Below are 16,456 nucleotides of genomic sequence, written 5' to 3'. Positions count from 1 at the left end.
TTTTTAAGCTTTTGGCATTGGCGTAGGTGTTGGTTTTCCGTATCCTTCTTTATACTTATTGTCAATATAGTTGCGAATTTCCAGCGTTGATTTTCCTTTTTGTTTCATGGAAGCAGATTCAACTGCGATTTCTAGGCAATTGACACAAGTCGTTGCGTGGGAATCCCAAACAACTTCACCATTCTTTTTAATTTCACGAATAAAGCAGTTTTTATTATTTTTATGTCCTACACTCTCACCACAACCGCAGTAACATGGAATCCAATCTAATAGCTCTGCATTTTGCCCAGCGACAGTGTAGATATCTTTCATTTGTGGATCAAGCTTGTCTAGGAAGGTAGGAAGTGTGTCGACTCCTTTTGTTTTTTCTTGAATGTCAGCTTGCTGAGTATGCGATGCGTGGTCATGCTCTTCTTTTGATTCAGATGATTTCTTTTCATTTGTACTAGTGCTTCCGCAACCAGCAAGAATTAAACTCAGTACTGCAAGTAAAGAAAATACATATTTCTTCATACGCTTGTCCCCTTTACAAATGTATTAATCAAATTGTATCAGACTAAAACACCTAGGGAGAAGCTTTTTTTGAACGATTTTTGAAGTGCCATCGTAGTGAATGAAATAGAAATAAAATTGGGATATAGGCGTATACAATATATAAGCCAGCTTGAGATAGTACTGTATTTAATGTGTTGATACTTTCACGGTTTGTAAAAAATAAGGACGAAATAAAGATAGCTGCGATAAAAAATGGCAGTGTGATTTTAAAAGGTATGTGAAAAGATTTTTTACTAATGCAACAAGAAGACCAAATGGTTAAACAAAGATTAGGTAAAATAATAAGATACCATATGAAAATAATGATGTACTCAAACCTTTGAATAAAAGGCACCTTAATAATTTTTAGCATCGTTAAGGTTGGCCAAATTGTATGATGTAGTTGCCCTTGGCTATAGTACATAAGGGAAACGATGGCTAATATTACGTAGAGGAGCGTCGTAAAAGCAATACCACCATGTGCCCATTTATTTAACGATTTTCCTTTTTTAATAAATGGATAAAAAACAAGGATTGCTTCAAATCCGAGAAATTCTAATGCAGATGCTTTCGCTGCAGTTAAAATGTCTAAAGGTGAATGAGTTAGAATTGGAAAGATGTTACGAACATGCGCATATTTCATTGGGAAAACTAAGAAGAACAGGACGAAAATCGGTATTATGACGCCCCAAAAACATATTCCTGTTACAGAACGAAAGCCGCCTCTAATTATGTAATAAGCTACAAGTAAAAATAGTAAAGTTAATTTCCACGGTTTAATTGTAGGAAAGACCCAAACTTGAATAACTTCAATATATGTACGAAGAACAGTAAGGCAAAATAATAGAAGATATGCCGCAAAGCATACGGAAAAAAATGTTCCAATCCACTTTCCGAAACATGTCGTATGGATATTCATTAAATCATTATCTTTTTCTAACATTTTCAGCATACAAAATAATACGATATGAGTTGCAATACCAGCGATAATAAGAGAAATCCAAGAGTCATAACCGGCAAATTGCGCAATAATCCTTTGGTATCCTAACACCCCTACTCCAATTTGAAGAGAGTGTAATAGAAGGAATGTGAAATACGGGGAAACTGTATGTGTTTTATCTTGTCCAGTCATGATAGCACCTCACTATTCTCCGATACCAGATTGTATGACATTAATCTTTACATTGACAGCAACGTCTACGTTAGGATACATATCTTGAATTTGTTTCATGCTCCATTTTCTTGAATGACTACGAATTTCTTCACGTATACCGATTGGATCGATTTTTTTTTCTTGGAATGTTTGTATTAATTCGTTTAAATCCTTCTCAAGTGTTTTTTCTACATGTCTTTTTACGTAAGTTACATTTTCACTCTTTGATAAATCAAGCCAACTAGGAGCATTTTTTATGAGTCCATTTAATTTTAAGTGTATGTTAACTTTCGGAATATCACCGTTTGGTGAAAGAGAACATACACTTTTTCCAGATAAGTTTTGAGTAGCAATCAATCCTTTATGTTTACCTTGACGTATCGGAACTTCGTAACGCCCATTTTTCGTTGGATTAATGAGTAATTTAAATAAAAAAGACCTTTTCTTATCTGTATACATAGCCACTTTATCCTTTTTTAAAAAAGCTAGTCCTTTAATGGAAGCAGATTTGTCTTCTGATACTTGAATGTAAGGAAGAAATGGATCGCATCCAGATGAATAGAAGTTATATAAAAAAATATTTAAAGCTGTCCGCGGGATTGTCTCGTTTTTTATATTTTGCTCCAGTAAATCAGATAGATAAAGTGATCCATTTGTTCTGACATGTTTAAGTAATTCTTCTGCTGAACCATCTACAAGCGCTAGTTGTACATCTCGTCCAATGTTAGGATCACGTTGTAAGTTGTTAATAACATCTCCAAGTCCATGTTCACCAAATGCTTTTCCAAATAGGACAACACGCATTTGACCTACGGCAATCGTATGTGGCGATTTGGCGTTTAGAAGGGAAGATATAGTTTCAATTGTACCTGCATGGGTTGATTGAGTTTCTGGTTTAGATTGTACGCCTTTTGTGTAATCGGGATATAAAATTGTCCCGCGAAATTTTTTATCTTTTATTATATCGAATCCACCTACGTGAATCATTCGCTGTGTATCAACTATATTTGCTTCTGTACAACCAGATTGAAAAATTAAAATGATAATGAAAAAGCAGAATAAAATATTTTTCATTTTTCCTCACCGTCGTGTTTTTCTTTCGCTTTGTTTGGATCATAGCGCCATTTCTTTTTTGGTCTTAGAAAAGAAGCACGTCCTGCAGTTTGACTAAATGGAAGGCGAAGGAGTCCTTCAGCTGTACCTAACCCGCGAAATGGGTATAAAGGTAATAAATAAGGTGATCCAAGTGATTTTAAGCGAATTAAATGAGCCAATATGAATACAAATCCGACGATAAGCCCTACACCTCCAAATGCTCCAGCTAAAATGATGAGAGGGAAGCGTAATATCCGGATAGTAGAAGACATTTTTACTGTTGGTGTTGTAAAAGAAGCTAGTGCAGACAACGCAACAGCAATTAATAAGATGGTGCTCGTTAAAGCAGCCTCAACAGATGCTTGCCCAATTACAATGCCGCCAACAATACCAATCGTTTGGCCGACTTTAGTCGGTAAACGCGCCCCAGCTTCGCGCAGTAATTCGATTGTAATTTCTAAAAAAAGTGCCTCCAAAACAGGTGGAAATGGTACGTTGGCTCTAGAATAAATAATAGGGCCGAGTAAATCTGCTGGAATCATTTGATAGTGATACGTTAATACAGCTGTATAAATAGCTGATGAAAATAGAGAGAATGCTGCTCCAAAAAAACGAACTAATCTAAGAAATGACCCTGCTATCCATGGTAAATAATAGTCTTCTGGAGAGACGAAGAAATCGAGTAGTGTTGCGGGTCCAGCTAATGCATATGGTGAACCGTCTGTTAAAATGACGACTCCTCCATTCAGTAATGCATAAACGGATCGATCTAAACGCTCTGTAGGTAGTAAAACAGGGAATGGGGAGTTACTATTATCACTAATAAACTGTTCAATCATAGTTGCATCAAAAGGGTAATCAAAATCAATATCTTGTAGGCGTTGCATTGCGGTGTTCACATGCTGTTCATTTGTAATATCCGCCATATAAGCGACTACAATCTTTGTTTTCGAAATAGAGCCAACGGAAAGCTCCTTGAAAACTAATTGCTCTGTTACAATGCTTCGGCGAAGTAAATGTATATTCGTATCAATATTCTCAACGAATCCAATTTTGGGACCGATGACACTATATTCATTTTCTGTGTCGTTATATAATCGTGTACCTAAAGCTAAACTTTCAGCACGAATCAGTGCATATTCGGCTGTTTGGGAATCAACTTTTAGCTGCAAGAGTACATGGCCACCTAATAGTTTTTCACGTATATCATCAATAGAAGGATTGATGATAATCTCCTCAAGTGTGACGATATTTGCTATGTCATTTATATTTTGAATGCGATCTAATTCTTTTTTGATAGGTGTTAAAATGAATCGATTGATAATAAGTGATTCTACTGTGGATTTATAATAAAACAAACATAATGCCCCATCCTCTATGACATTATAAGAGGAAAAATCGCTGGATTCTTTCATAGTGTGGATGAATTCTGGAACAGAGCAAACGGATTGTTTCTTCTTTTTAGATGATAAACGAAACATTTTCTCACCCCTGACATACATCATTTACTTGTGTTAGTTTTTGGGAAAGACGGGAATTTATACTTGAAAATTGAAAGTTCATAAAGAAAAGGAAGAGTATTAAATATCTCTTCCTTTTTGGCATGTTAATTTGTGTTCTTTTCTTTAATAGACTTCACTAATTTAATCATTTCTGCTCGTATATCTTCTTTTTTCACGTTTAGTTTTTCTGCAATTTGCTTAATGTCCATTCCATCTCTTTTCATTTTTAGTACATCATCGAGAGGGGTATTACTTTTTTGAGAGATGATTGTTAATACTGTGAGTTGACGTAATCCGATATTATATTCTTTCATTTTTTGTTTGAGTCCGTCTGGTGTAGCTTTTTGCATATTTGCTAATTCTTGCAGCAGTGCTTTTTTCGTCTCTTTATTCATATGATGCTTTTTCAACTTACTTGGATCTACACCGAAATGCTGGGCTGTTTTCTCCCAAGATTTATTTTGTTTATAGTAAGCTAAAACGTCTTTTATTTCTTTTTTACTCATTTTTGCAATATGAGCAGCTTTCCAAATTTCATGTTTGTTATAGCCGAGCTTTTCGAGCGACTGCATTTCTTCTTCTGAAATAGGCTTATGATGATGGTGCAATGTTACTTCTTTTGGCGTGGTAGCGGAAGCAGAAGTAGGGAAGGTAGATATCCCACATAATAATGCTGCCATAGTCATACTTACTATGATTTTTTTGTACATATAAATTCCTCCTAGATGGATAATGTGGAAAACTGTACACATATCATTTCCATAAAATGTGAAATACTTGTGAACAAATGAAGTTTTTTTATTCACAGTATAAAATGACGTTTTTGGAAGTTTTCCAACATAAAACATTGATTAATAGTAAAAAACTAAGGTATAATCGAAATTGAAAATCAATATCAATAACAAATGTATACATATAGATGAAAATAAGGGAGAGAAAAATATGACTACATATACTTCCATCGCAAATGTGATTAAAGAAAGACGCTCTGTACGTACATTCACAGATAAAGCTGTAGATAACGAGTTATTAATTGAACTATTAAACGACGCAACGTGGGCACCGAATCATAAACACCGTGAACCATGGAATTGTAAATTATACATTGGAGAAGGTCGCAAAAAATTAGTAGATGCAGTATTAAACTCTTTCACAGAAGAAGAAAGATCGAAACGCGGCAAAATTTTATCAGATCGTTTCTTAAGCACGCCTGCACAAATTGTTGTTTATATTAATGAAGATCCACGTCAAATTCAACGCGACGAAGATTACGCTGCAACATGTGCATTTATGCAAAACTTCCAACTGCTTGCTTGGGAACGCGGATTAGGTTGTGTTTGGAAATCAGGCGGATTAAACTACAATCCATTATTTATAGAAGGACTTGGTTTAACAAGAGGTCAACGCATCGTTGGAATTCTTCACCTTGGCTATTTCGATAAAGCACCAGAAGGAAAAGCTCGTACACCGATTACGGAGAAGATGGAGATTATTGAAGGTTAATAGATGAGACATTCTCGTTTTTATGAGGATGTCTTTTTATTATGCAATCAATCCTCATGAAAGCAATGAGAGCGAACGTCGATAATAATAATTCATTTAGTTTCTTTTTGTTGTAAAATTAAGTGGGAATATTTTCAAGGATAAATATAAAAGATTGGATTGGGTGGGGAAAATGTATGAAAGTATAAAATATAATAAATACGAACTTCCAAAAATTTTTATCAGAAACGGAAAAGAATGCTTTTTTGATCCAATTAGAAAGAAACTAATTTTAATTACTCCAGAAGAAATAGTGAGGCAACAAGTTATTCAATTTTTAATTAAAGATATGCATGTACCGAATGAATATATTGAGGTTGAAGTACCGATGTCTTATTTTAAGAAAGGCTTAAAAGGAAGAGCTGATATTATTGTTTATAGCGAAAGGGATAATCAACTTATCCCTGTGTTAATTATAGAATGTAAAGCAAATCTAGTTCCATTAACAGACAGTGTTTTTAATCAAGTTATTCGTTATGATGAAATGATTTTGGCGGATATGATTATGGTTACTAATGGTATTGAAACTATTTTTCAAGCATATTGTACAAGTACCGAATTATATAAAACTTTAGCTGTTCTCCCATCTTATAAGGATCTAGTTGAGAGACAAAAACTTCAAGTTGTTCAGGAGAAACTGGATGGATTATGGGAGCGTCCTGTTTTTTATGGTAATTATTCTTCGCGAATAATAGAAGAATTTAAAACCGAGGGATGGATTGGAGAAGATACCCCTAGCCAGTCACGTAATTTTATTGTTAACTTGATGGGTTTACTAAAAGATCAAAGATATTCTTTACGCTCTCAATCTTTTAATGATATTAATTTAATTGAAGATGGTGGATTGCGTTACATGTCTTATGGAAATGCAGCAGGTGGAACCTATCCAGGAGATTATCGATACTTTATTGTTGAAGATAAAGAAGGGAACCATCAAATTGTTAGCATGTCTATATTTGCCACAGCAAAAACTATAAATGACCCAGTTTATGGAACACGAAAAGGGATAACTTATTTGGTTGTTGCAATTGATGATTTTGATAAGAGTCATAATTCCTTGCAATTAAGTATTGATAAATATGTGTCTGTAGGAAAAAAAGAATGTATGATATGGCACGATGGTACTTTGACAGCAGGGAAAAAAGGGGCTGTCAAAAGAGATAAAGTAATTCAATTTATAAAAAAGAAAGCACCTGAGCTAGTAAATGAAGACAATCAAATTATTCTAGGAGTATTAGATCATTCTAGAGAATTTAAGTGGAAGCACAGAGATGTAAAACTCTTTGTGGCAAATTTGATTAAGTATGCGATATTAAGAGATGAGTTTCGAAAGGAATATACTTCTAGCCACAGCTTGAAACGAAAATCATGAACGACTAAGGTTCTTTGAGGATATTAAAACATAGGAAAGAAATTTATCTTTGAGAGTCTAAGGTAGTACTATTTAAAAGTTTAGAAAGGAGAATTTTTAATTTTCCAAAGAGCTAACTTTAAAACGTTATTTTTGAATAGTTTTATAATAAGTAAATAAAGATATAAATTTTATTAACTATAGTAATAGTTTTGTAGTATAAAGAGGGGGATTGTTTTGGCGATTTTATACCCAGAAATGGAAGTTGTTGAACAATTAAAGGTAAAGCCGACAGATGGAGAAATGTCTTTGTTGAGAATACTTCAAGTTATTCTAGATGATTCATATGAAGTGTTTTTTCAACCATTTTTAAATGGAGAACGCCCAGATATTGTAGTACTGCGAAAAAATACGGTGCCGTAATTATTGAAGTAAAAGATTGGGAATTGGATAGTTACCGTATAGATAAATCAGGAAACTGGTATGTGAAAAAGGATAATGGACCAATTAAAGATTGTCCTTTAAAACAAGTTGTTAATTATAAAAATAGTATGTATGACTGGCATATAGAAGGTTTACTAGAGCAGAAGATGTTAAATAAAAAATATTATGGACTTATTAAATGTGGGGTATATTTTCATAAAGAATTAGAAGTTAATGCGAAGAATTTCTTAATAGAACAAGATACGAAATTTATACAGATATGGGGGAGAGATACGAGTAATAAAATTTCTAATACCTTAGTAAATGAATCATCTTTATTTACAGACGAACTATATGAAAAAATTAAGAGTTGTTTAATGCCTTCTTTCCATGATTTAGAATCAGGTAAAGAGCCTATATATAATAAAAAGCAAAAACAACTACTTCAAACTATTTCAAAGCACCAAAAGATAAAAGGAGTTGCGGGTTCAGGGAAAACCCTTGTCCTTGCAAGAAGATGTGTGAATGCATACAAAAGGACAGGGAGACGTGTACTTGTTCTAACTTTTAATATTACATTAAGAAATTATATTAAAGATCGAATTAGTGATGTTCGGGAGGATTTCGACTGGTCAAATTTTGAGATTAAACATTATCACCTCTTTATATCTAGTAAATGTAAAAAACATGGCATTAAGATAACACTTGGAAGTTTTGAGGATACAAATTTATTTAGTGGTGTAGAAAATAGGATTGAAAAGTATAGTGCTATTTTTATTGATGAAATACAGGATTTTAAATTTGAATGGCAACAGATTATAAGGAAGTATTTTTTAGAAGAAGGAGGGGAGTTTGTTCTTTTAGGAGATGAGAAGCAGAATATTTATAATCGAGAACTAGAAGAAGATAAAAAGGTGAAGACAACTATTTCAGGTGCATGGAACCAATTAAATACATCATATCGTTTAACGTCAAGGATATCTGATATAGCAATTGAATTCCAAAAACATTTTTTTAAAGAGAAATATGAATTAGATAATATTGATCTCCAAGAGCAATTACAGCTCACTCTTGATGATGGTACACAATTACATTATTATTTTATAAAAAAATCTTTGGAGAATGGGAAATATATTGAATTTTTTGAAATTGTGTATAACATAATCGAGAAATTTGATGTACATCGAAATGATTTATGCTTTTTAGGGGCACAGATTGAATTATTACGAGAGTTGGACTATTACATAAGGTTATATCGCAAAGAAAAGACAACAAGAACTTTTGAAAGCAAGGAAGTATACGAACAAATTAAAGAGGATTATGACTGTAAGAGGCAGTTGGAAAAGTTAAGAAGAGAGAGGAAGTACAATTTTTGGATGAATGGCGGTACCACTAAAATTGCAACTATACATAGTTTTAAAGGATGGGAAATCAATAACCTTGTACTATTTGTTGCAGAAGATATAAATAAAAGTGAAGATGAGGAAAAAATTGCAGTGGAAGAACTTATATACACTGGAATAACACGGTGTAGAAAAAATTTAATCATCATAAATATTGGAAATAAAGAGATGCAGAGATTTTTCTCTAGTATAAAAGGGCAATTTGATTATTACTATATATAAGTGAATTATGATATGAAGTATAGTGTTATAAAACTGTGAAATAGAAAGACATAAGCACGTTTCTAGTCGAATTTGTGCTTATGTCTTTTATTATCCAATAGTCTTTTTAATATCAATTCTATAGGTTGAAGGAACTTGATGCATTTCTTGCAATTCATTACAGGCTTCCACATTTAATAGATAAAAATCTTTTTTTGACATGGATTTTTTAAAAAGCTCTTCATATGCCAGTTCAATATTGCAGAGAAGAGGACGTTCTTCATAAATTGTACATGACCGATTGTCGATATCATAATAGATACAACAGCCAACACCTCTGTTTAAATGAGACAGGGAGTCAATACCTTCTATGTTTTGACAACAGATTCCACATTGAGTACAAGGAAAAGTTATCATAATGTGAATGACTCTTCACTTAGCATAAATGAATTGAATTCATCTTGATTTTTATATTTAAACGAAACGTTTAAATTTTCGGCAAGTTGATGAATAGTCGCTTCTATGTTTTTACCTGTATGAATCGTTTGTTTAACCAGCCCAGTTAAGTTTTCTATTTTCGCACCAGTTTCTTGATAAAATTTACAAATACGTTCTTCTTCTTGTTTAATGTAATCTATAAGGACTTTACTTAATTTTTCAACCCTTTTTCGCTCTTCAATTGTTAGTTCTAATTCTTGTTGGGCATGAGTGAATGCTCCATAAAGTTGTTTCATTCCTAGCATTGCGACAGTAGCACCAACAGCTGCACCGACAGGGCCGAGAAGCATGGCCCCTGCTGCGCTGAATACAATTCCTGAAAAAGTGGTAACAGCGTTTTCACCAACTATTTCTAAAAATTCTTCAATAGATAGTTTTCCTTTTATGAGCTGGTAGGAGCTTTCTGTTAGTCTAACAGCTGAAGAAGCAAGAGCTGCTGCTACATTTCCCTTCATCATGATACTATCTTTACTGATAAATTTAATACCATGAGCAATACCAGCAACAACAGCACTTTGTCCCGCTTGTTTTCCACTATCTCTTCCTGCTTGTATTAGTCCATTTTTGATCTGCTGTTCATCTTTACAAATTGCAACAGTCTGTTGCACGAGTGATACTCCACCACCTACACATGCTCCCGCTAAAGCGCCGTTCATCATGGAAGAAAATGTTCCTTCAGCAAATGTATACAGTTTTTCTTTTAGTGCGTATGTGTTTGGCTGGTTTGCAGCTTTTAAAGCTTCTTCATATGTAGTGCCACCACTTGTAATATTATTTGCTTCTAGTTGACCTTTTATATGAGGGGAAGCTTGTTCATAGTCTTTGGCGTAAATACCTTGGGAATTTGCGCGTTGCTCAACTAATTCTTTTACTTTATCAGCTTTTTCACTGTTAACTAAACGATCCATGTCCCCATACTTTTCGCTTGATACCATTCTTGCTAGTGATGCAGCTTTAGCGCCAGACTTTGCTTGGATTTCTTTAATTAATGTATCCCCATCTTTGATTAAGATATCAGCTGCGGCATGTGGATTCCCTAGAGAGTCTGTTGTAAAAGCACGCAAACTTTCACCTTTTAAAGCTGCCTCTTTATTAAATTTGGTTGCTTCAATGATTTCAAAAAGCCGTCCTTGTGTAATATTGGGAGAACAGTTCATATATTGTTTTGCTAATTTGGTTAGTGTATCCATTCCAGCAAATGTTTCTATAGTAGCATTTCCATAGCGCTCAATTTGTTCGGCTACAATTTGAGTTGCGAGAATGTCTAGATTGTTCCTCATATGCAATCACCTAGTACATGTGTTGAATTGATTTTTCTGTGTTTTTAAGGACATCGTCTAAGGTTTTGGATCGTTCACCATTATCATCAATAACTGGTGTATCTAATAACTTTTTCAATATAATTGCCAGTTCAGTAGTATAACGGATTGCAAGTTTTTCATCATCGGTGAAATTGCGATAGTCGATACCTTTTTCATTGATGATAGAACTCATTGTTGCAATATAGTCACCAAAAAGATTATTTGTTTCAGTAGTTAAATCGGATAATTTGACAGTATAGGCTTTAATTTCTTGTAAAACAGAAGTGGCACTATTCAATTTTTCAATTTCTACTTTGACTTCTTCTCTTTGAATTTTCATTTCTTCCAATTTTTTTTTGGTGGAGGCAGCGAAAATTACGCTTCCTAATGCTAAAGCAGGGGCAAGAGCAATTCCACCTAGAACAGCCATCCCCCCAGCCATTCCTAAGCCCCCAGCAGCTAGTGACCCGCCACCTAAAAATGCTAACGTTGCATTGGTCGCAGCTACCCCGCTTAAAGAAGCAATAGCCGTTCCAGTTGAGGCAGCGCCAAATGTTGTAGCAGCTCCGAGTGCTCCGAAAGCTGCCAGTCCACCGCCAGCAATTGCGGAAACCCCCGATTTTAATAAATCAGATGCAGCGATAACTTGTTTTTCAATTTCCTGCATAAAACGTTTAGAATCAGATACATCTTCAAGGGAATCAATAGTAGTTTTATCTGTAAAATCAACATTTTTTAATTTCTTGAATTCTGAAATGAATTCTTTCATTGTGCCATTAAGGATGTTTAGTTTTAATTCTCCGTATTTTTCAAATTGAGTATTTGTGCTTTGACGTGCTTTGTCAAATGTGTTAAAAGAATTTTTGTAGCGCTTTTCTATTGATTCGGCAATATCTTTTGTTTCCTTCATATTTTTATATGATTCATGTCCTTTTTTTCCAGCAACTGCAGTGGCAACTGCAGCACCAGCAGCAACAACTAATGGAATAAATGGTAACGGCATCGAAATCATTCCTCTCCTGAGATATTTTTCCTAATAATTATAATTTAAATATCACAATATTATCAATAAAAGTTATATTTAAATTATAATAAACAGATAAAAATATTTATTGCCGTGTATGTATTTACTTATTAATGATTCTTTGATTAAGAGTGGTATATAAAAGTATAAAAGATAGGGGATAAATGAAGTAAGTTTGTTTATTTCTCATGAAAGCTTGTTTCCAATCATACACTTTCTTAAGGGAAAGTGTAAGGAGGGAAAATAATGAGAGCAAGTGACGATAAAGCACTGCAATATGCGATTGCGGAAATTACGGAAATTGCGACTGGATTTGGGCTTGATTTTTATCCGATGCGTTATGAAATATGTCCAGCAGAAATTATTTATACATTTGGTGCATATGGGATGCCGACGAGGTTTTCACATTGGAGTTTTGGAAAACAATTTTTCAGAATGAAATTACAATACGATTTAGGTCTTAGTAAAATATACGAACTCGTTATTAACTCTGATCCATGTTATGCCTTTTTATTAGATACGAACTCGTTAATTCAAAATAAATTAATTGTAGCGCACGTTTTAGCACACTGCGACTTCTTTAAAAATAATATTCGTTTTTCAAATACGAAGCGAGATATGGTAGAAAGTATGTCTGCAACAGCTGAACGTGTGAAAGCATATGAGCATAAGTATGGAAAGGCAGAAGTAGAGACATTTTTGGATGCCGTACTTGCTATTCAAGAGCATATTGATCCATCGCTTATGCGTCCGAAACTTGCGTGGAGTATTGAAGATTTAGAAGAGGATGTAGAAAAGAAAAGGATATCACAGTACGATGATTTATGGAATTTAGATGATCGAAACAAAAAGAGAGAACGACCTAATATGCATAAAAAGAAGAAAATTCCGCCGCAACCAGAGAAAGATTTACTACTCTTTATTGAAGAATATAGCCGTGAGCTAGAAGATTGGCAGCGCGATATATTAACGATGATGCGCGAGGAAATGTTATATTTCTGGCCGCAGCTTGAAACGAAGATCATGAACGAAGGTTGGGCTTCGTACTGGCATCAACGCATACTCCGTGAAATGGACTTAACATCTTCTGAAGCGATTGAATTCGCAAAGCTTAATGCAGGTGTAGTTCAACCATCAAAAACAAGCATTAACCCATACTACCTCGGTATTAAAATGTTCGAAGATATTGAAGAACGCTACAATAACCCGACAGAAGAAATGAAGCGACGCGGTGTAAAACCAGGATCTGGTCGAGACAAAATTTTTGAAGTACGTGAAATTGAGTGGGACGTATCGTTCTTAAGAAACTACTTAAATAAAGACCTCGTAATGAGAGAAGATATGTACTTATTCCAGCGCCAAGGAAAAGAATATAAAGTAATAGATAAAGAGTGGGAACATGTACGTGATCAGCTCGTAAATATGCGTACAAATGGTGGCTTCCCGTACTTAGTAGTAGAAGATGGTGACTACTTAAAGAACGGAGAGTTGTACATTAAACATAGTTACGAAGGAATTGAGCTCGATTTAAAATACTTAGAAAAAGTACTGCCATATATTCATCAATTATGGGGAAGAACGGTGCATATGGAGTCGATTGTAGAGAGTAAGGGCGTTGTGTTTTCTTATGATGGGAAGATGGTGCATCGGAAGTATGTGTGATAAAAAGAACGGACATAGAATGCTATGTCCGTTCTTTTTTATTTGGAACAAGGTCAAATATGCTATTCTTGAAAAAGGGAGTTACATAGAGAAATGGAGCGATTCAAATGAGCAAAATAGGGGTATGCAAGGTGGATATTACGCCGCCTGTAGGTATTGATTTTGTCGGATACCATAGAGAGACAGGAATAAATAATATTGAAGAGTGTATTTATGGGACAGTTTTTGTATTTGAAAAAGATGAGACGAAAACTGTGTTTATAAGTATTGATAATATTGGAATGTTAGTAGAAGATACAAATATGGTTCGTGAACAAATAGCGAGAGAGCTTCATATATCATTTGAGCGAATAACTGTTGTTTATACACATACACACTCTGGTCCGGAAACAGTCGGTGATCATCCTTTAATAAAGTCGTATAAAACGATTTTAGTAAATAATGTAGTGCACGGTGCTGTTACTGCGAATAACAACTTGAGGCCATGTGAAATTGGCTGGAGTGTTACGACAGGTTATATTGGGGTAAACCGAAGAGAGAGAACATCTGATGGAAGAGCGAAGATGGGAACAAATATAGAGGGTGTTGTAGATAAACGAATTGGCATGTTAGCCATAAGAAATGCTGAAACGAAGGAGCTATCTGGGATTATAGTATTTTGTACGGCACATCCGAATGTGTTAAAAGGTGATAGCGATGTACTATCGGCGGATTATCCGGGAATGACGAGAGAGATTCTTGAGAAAATCGTAAACTGTCCTGTTATTATTGTGCAAGGTGCTGCTGGCAATGTAAATGCAAAGTATCGCGGTTCAAGGGAAGCATTAACACAAATGGCTTACACGCTTAGTAGACATGTATTAACGATGTTGCCAATAGTTACATATAGCCCAATTGTAAGTTTAAGAACAGTTTCAAGTACGATGCAAATGAAGTTGAAAGATATTCCTGAAATTAATGAAATACGAAGCATGGCTCAATTAGCTGAGAAGCAGTGGGATGTGAATACGGATGAATGGCTTACTATAATTTTAGAGAAATATAAGCAAGGTATTCGGCAGTTACGTATTGATTTAGAAGTTCAACTGTTTCAAATTAATGATGGTATGTTCTTTGGTATACCGATGGAACCTTTTTCAGAAACAGCTTTAGAAGTGAAAGAGCGTCTTCAAAATGAAATAGCTTTTTTAGGTGGATATACGAATGGATATATTGGTTATTTACCGACAAAAGAAGAGTTTGCATATGGTGGGTACGAAGTAGAGCTAAACCCTGTTGTATATGGGCCTGTTACGAATTTATTGATGCCACCGGAGGAGAATACGGCAGAATTAGTCGTGCAGAGAGCTATGGAATTATATAATGCGTAAAATATAGACTCTTGCATATTTGATATGAAATTTAAAAGAAGCAATAATTATTAATAAAACTGTAGAAAACGAATCCATTTTGAAAGGGACTGATCAAAATGGATTCGTTTTTATATGGAGTTTTTGCTTACCAAACAGGTCGTATATTTGATGATAATTTCTCTGTATTTTCTTTAGTAACGAATGTTGTTAAATCTTCCTTGAGCATTTGCATTCGTTCAGTACCTATGTTTTCAATCCATCGTTGCTCTATTTCAGCTACTATTTCTTCTTTCGCTTTCATTACAGCTAAACCTCGTTCGGTTAAAATAATGATTTTACCTCTTTTATCAGTAGGATGCTTTTTGCGCGTGACATAACCACTATTTTCAAGAGAATCGATCATTTTACTTACAGCTTGTTTAGAAACTCCTAAATACTCAGCCAATTCTATACCGGTTGCTCCATTAGGAAGGATACGTTTGAACATAAAGCCGTGTGCTGGCCTAATATCTTCAAATCCCAATTCACTTAATCTGTCATGCAGTTCAGTAATTAATGTACTGAAAGATAATGATAAAAGTGAAGTAAGGTCTAGTTCGTTAAATGTTTGATGATTCATGTATAACCTCCACAATTGTAGTCAATTAAGTTGACTATATATAAAACCTATTGTACTATACAGGATATAGTCAATCAAATTGATTATATCCTGTATAGTACAAATAATGATTTATATAAATAGAATCAACGGAGGTTTCACATGGTTAATATCGTAAAAATTAGAGGGAGTGTATTTGCACCGTATGCGTTGCTGAAGCCTATTAAGGATGCTGCAACAGGAAGAGTTTTTGAATACGCTGGAGATGCACGTGAATTTACACCATTCGCTGTAAATACAAAGCGTTCAAGATTAGAACAAGAAGTGATTGTTGATTTTTATAAAAGAGAAATTTTCACATATGTAGATGCTTGCATCGTTACTGTGAAAATTACAAATTCAGATGGTTCAATTGAGTATCAAAAAGGAGAAACAAGTACAGAAAATATTGTATGTACTAATATCGTATGGGGCGAGGATGAAGTTTCATTTGAAATGAGAGCAAGTGCAAGTAATCCGTTAAATGCAGCGGCACCCGCAGCAGATTATTTTTTGGTTATAAGAGTTAATACAAGTGGCATTGTGCATATTGAAGGTTTACATGATGGTTTCCCTTGCTATGAATTTTATAAACAAATAGACTTTCGTTCATTTGAAAAAATATATACACATGATTTCAGAGAAACGAATGATACCCCAGCAGCACTAGCTGGAGAAATGGAATATAGCTTTAAAACGAAAATCTAGCTATAAATATAGCGTCATTTTTAAGAAGGAAGTAGCCAACGTAAAAGAGAAAGATTTTAATTATGTGGCT

General features: G+C 34.3%; 15 protein-coding genes. 7 read left to right on the top strand and 8 right to left on the bottom strand.

The features are described 5' to 3' along the window. Window positions 1-3: 3 nt before the first annotated feature. The 5 genes from MNO09_RS27040 to MNO09_RS27020 all read right to left on the bottom strand — a co-directional run bounded on the left by MNO09_RS27040 (window position 4) and on the right by MNO09_RS27020 (window position 4,994). On the bottom strand, window positions 4-513 hold the full coding sequence (locus MNO09_RS27040) for a PCYCGC domain-containing protein (RefSeq protein WP_000761039.1): 510 nt from the start codon (window positions 511-513) through the stop codon (window positions 4-6). 52 nt (window positions 514-565) lie between these two features. Continuing rightward, entirely contained in the window at window positions 566-1,666 is a 1,101-nt protein-coding gene (locus MNO09_RS27035) for a GerAB/ArcD/ProY family transporter (RefSeq protein WP_000147538.1), read from the bottom strand. A gap of 12 nt (window positions 1,667-1,678) precedes the next feature. Beyond that, complete coding sequence (gene gerYC / locus MNO09_RS27030; RefSeq protein WP_000789764.1) at window positions 1,679-2,761, bottom strand: spore germination protein GerYC; 1,083 nt, start codon at window positions 2,759-2,761, stop codon at window positions 1,679-1,681. After that, window positions 2,758-4,263 (bottom strand): spore germination protein, encoded by a 1,506-nt coding sequence (locus MNO09_RS27025; RefSeq protein ID WP_000489319.1) that lies wholly within the window; start codon window positions 4,261-4,263, stop codon window positions 2,758-2,760. The genes gerYC and MNO09_RS27025 overlap by 4 nt, the downstream gene beginning before the upstream one ends. A gap of 125 nt (window positions 4,264-4,388) precedes the next feature. Beyond that, a complete protein-coding gene (locus MNO09_RS27020) occupies window positions 4,389-4,994 on the bottom strand; it encodes a hypothetical protein (protein WP_000277000.1) in 606 nt (201 codons plus the stop codon). 232 nt (window positions 4,995-5,226) lie between these two features. Here MNO09_RS27020 and MNO09_RS27015 point away from each other — a divergent pair, with 232 nt between their 5' ends. The 4 genes from MNO09_RS27015 to MNO09_RS27000 all read left to right on the top strand — a co-directional run bounded on the left by MNO09_RS27015 (window position 5,227) and on the right by MNO09_RS27000 (window position 9,225). Next, complete coding sequence (locus MNO09_RS27015) at window positions 5,227-5,787, top strand: nitroreductase family protein (RefSeq protein WP_000214815.1); 561 nt, start codon at window positions 5,227-5,229, stop codon at window positions 5,785-5,787. Between the two features lie 172 nt (window positions 5,788-5,959). Next, on the top strand, window positions 5,960-7,198 hold the full coding sequence (locus MNO09_RS27010; protein ID WP_000273336.1) for a type I restriction enzyme HsdR N-terminal domain-containing protein: 1,239 nt from the start codon (window positions 5,960-5,962) through the stop codon (window positions 7,196-7,198). Between the two features lie 216 nt (window positions 7,199-7,414). Continuing rightward, entirely contained in the window at window positions 7,415-7,600 is a 186-nt protein-coding gene (locus tag MNO09_RS27005; protein WP_241950072.1) for a hypothetical protein, read from the top strand. 62 nt (window positions 7,601-7,662) lie between these two features. Then, entirely contained in the window at window positions 7,663-9,225 is a 1,563-nt protein-coding gene (locus MNO09_RS27000) for a UvrD-helicase domain-containing protein (RefSeq protein WP_241950071.1), read from the top strand. Between the two features lie 392 nt (window positions 9,226-9,617). Here the strand turns inward: MNO09_RS27000 and MNO09_RS26995 are convergent, their stop codons facing one another. Both MNO09_RS26995 and MNO09_RS26990 read right to left on the bottom strand, forming a co-directional pair. After that, entirely contained in the window at window positions 9,618-10,982 is a 1,365-nt protein-coding gene (locus MNO09_RS26995; RefSeq protein ID WP_001245560.1) for a hypothetical protein, read from the bottom strand. 10 nt (window positions 10,983-10,992) lie between these two features. Continuing rightward, window positions 10,993-12,006 carry a hypothetical protein gene (locus tag MNO09_RS26990; protein ID WP_070168419.1) on the bottom strand — a complete coding sequence of 338 codons (1,014 nt, stop codon included), beginning with the start codon at window positions 12,004-12,006 and terminating at the stop codon, window positions 10,993-10,995. A gap of 267 nt (window positions 12,007-12,273) precedes the next feature. On the opposite strand from MNO09_RS26990, the gene spoVR reads away from it, so the two are divergent. Both spoVR and MNO09_RS26980 read left to right on the top strand, forming a co-directional pair. Further along, window positions 12,274-13,689: a stage V sporulation protein SpoVR gene (spoVR, locus tag MNO09_RS26985; protein WP_001202706.1), complete on the top strand. Its 1,416-nt coding sequence runs from the start codon at window positions 12,274-12,276 to the stop codon at window positions 13,687-13,689. A 107-nt stretch (window positions 13,690-13,796) separates the two neighbouring features. Then, complete coding sequence (locus MNO09_RS26980) at window positions 13,797-15,059, top strand: neutral/alkaline non-lysosomal ceramidase N-terminal domain-containing protein (RefSeq protein ID WP_002096838.1); 1,263 nt, start codon at window positions 13,797-13,799, stop codon at window positions 15,057-15,059. A gap of 127 nt (window positions 15,060-15,186) precedes the next feature. Here the strand turns inward: MNO09_RS26980 and MNO09_RS26975 are convergent, their stop codons facing one another. Further along, window positions 15,187-15,660: a MarR family winged helix-turn-helix transcriptional regulator gene (locus tag MNO09_RS26975; RefSeq protein ID WP_001016465.1), complete on the bottom strand. Its 474-nt coding sequence runs from the start codon at window positions 15,658-15,660 to the stop codon at window positions 15,187-15,189. Window positions 15,661-15,801: 141 nt separating this feature from the next. Between MNO09_RS26975 and MNO09_RS26970 the strand changes: the two genes are divergently transcribed. After that, complete coding sequence (locus tag MNO09_RS26970; RefSeq protein WP_000247255.1) at window positions 15,802-16,386, top strand: DUF3238 domain-containing protein; 585 nt, start codon at window positions 15,802-15,804, stop codon at window positions 16,384-16,386. The last annotated feature ends 70 nt before the right edge of the window (window positions 16,387-16,456 follow it).

Source organism: Bacillus sp. N5-665, from assembly GCF_022637375.2.
GTDB classification, from domain to species: Bacteria; Bacillota; Bacilli; order Bacillales; family Bacillaceae_G; genus Bacillus_A; species Bacillus_A wiedmannii.
This window is presented reverse-complemented; position numbering and strand designations above follow the sequence as displayed.

Bases quoted from the DNA above. Each gene is read 5' to 3' on its own strand.
- MNO09_RS27040 (WP_000761039.1), bottom strand. From the start codon at position 513: ATGAAGAAATATGTATTTTCTTTACTTGCAGTACTGAGTTTAATTCTT.
- MNO09_RS27035 (WP_000147538.1), bottom strand. From the start codon at position 1,666: ATGACTGGACAAGATAAAACACATACAGTTTCCCCGTATTTCACATTC.
- gerYC (WP_000789764.1), bottom strand. From the start codon at position 2,761: ATGAAAAATATTTTATTCTGCTTTTTCATTATCATTTTAATTTTTCAA.
- MNO09_RS27025 (WP_000489319.1), bottom strand. From the start codon at position 4,263: ATGTTTCGTTTATCATCTAAAAAGAAGAAACAATCCGTTTGCTCTGTT.
- MNO09_RS27020 (WP_000277000.1), bottom strand. From the start codon at position 4,994: ATGTACAAAAAAATCATAGTAAGTATGACTATGGCAGCATTATTATGT.
- MNO09_RS27015 (WP_000214815.1), top strand. From the start codon at position 5,227: ATGACTACATATACTTCCATCGCAAATGTGATTAAAGAAAGACGCTCT.
- MNO09_RS27010 (WP_000273336.1), top strand. From the start codon at position 5,960: ATGTATGAAAGTATAAAATATAATAAATACGAACTTCCAAAAATTTTT.
- MNO09_RS26995 (WP_001245560.1), bottom strand. From the start codon at position 10,982: ATGAGGAACAATCTAGACATTCTCGCAACTCAAATTGTAGCCGAACAA.
- MNO09_RS26990 (WP_070168419.1), bottom strand. From the start codon at position 12,006: ATGCCGTTACCATTTATTCCATTAGTTGTTGCTGCTGGTGCTGCAGTT.
- spoVR (WP_001202706.1), top strand. From the start codon at position 12,274: ATGAGAGCAAGTGACGATAAAGCACTGCAATATGCGATTGCGGAAATT.
- MNO09_RS26980 (WP_002096838.1), top strand. From the start codon at position 13,797: ATGAGCAAAATAGGGGTATGCAAGGTGGATATTACGCCGCCTGTAGGT.
- MNO09_RS26975 (WP_001016465.1), bottom strand. From the start codon at position 15,660: ATGAATCATCAAACATTTAACGAACTAGACCTTACTTCACTTTTATCA.
- MNO09_RS26970 (WP_000247255.1), top strand. From the start codon at position 15,802: ATGGTTAATATCGTAAAAATTAGAGGGAGTGTATTTGCACCGTATGCG.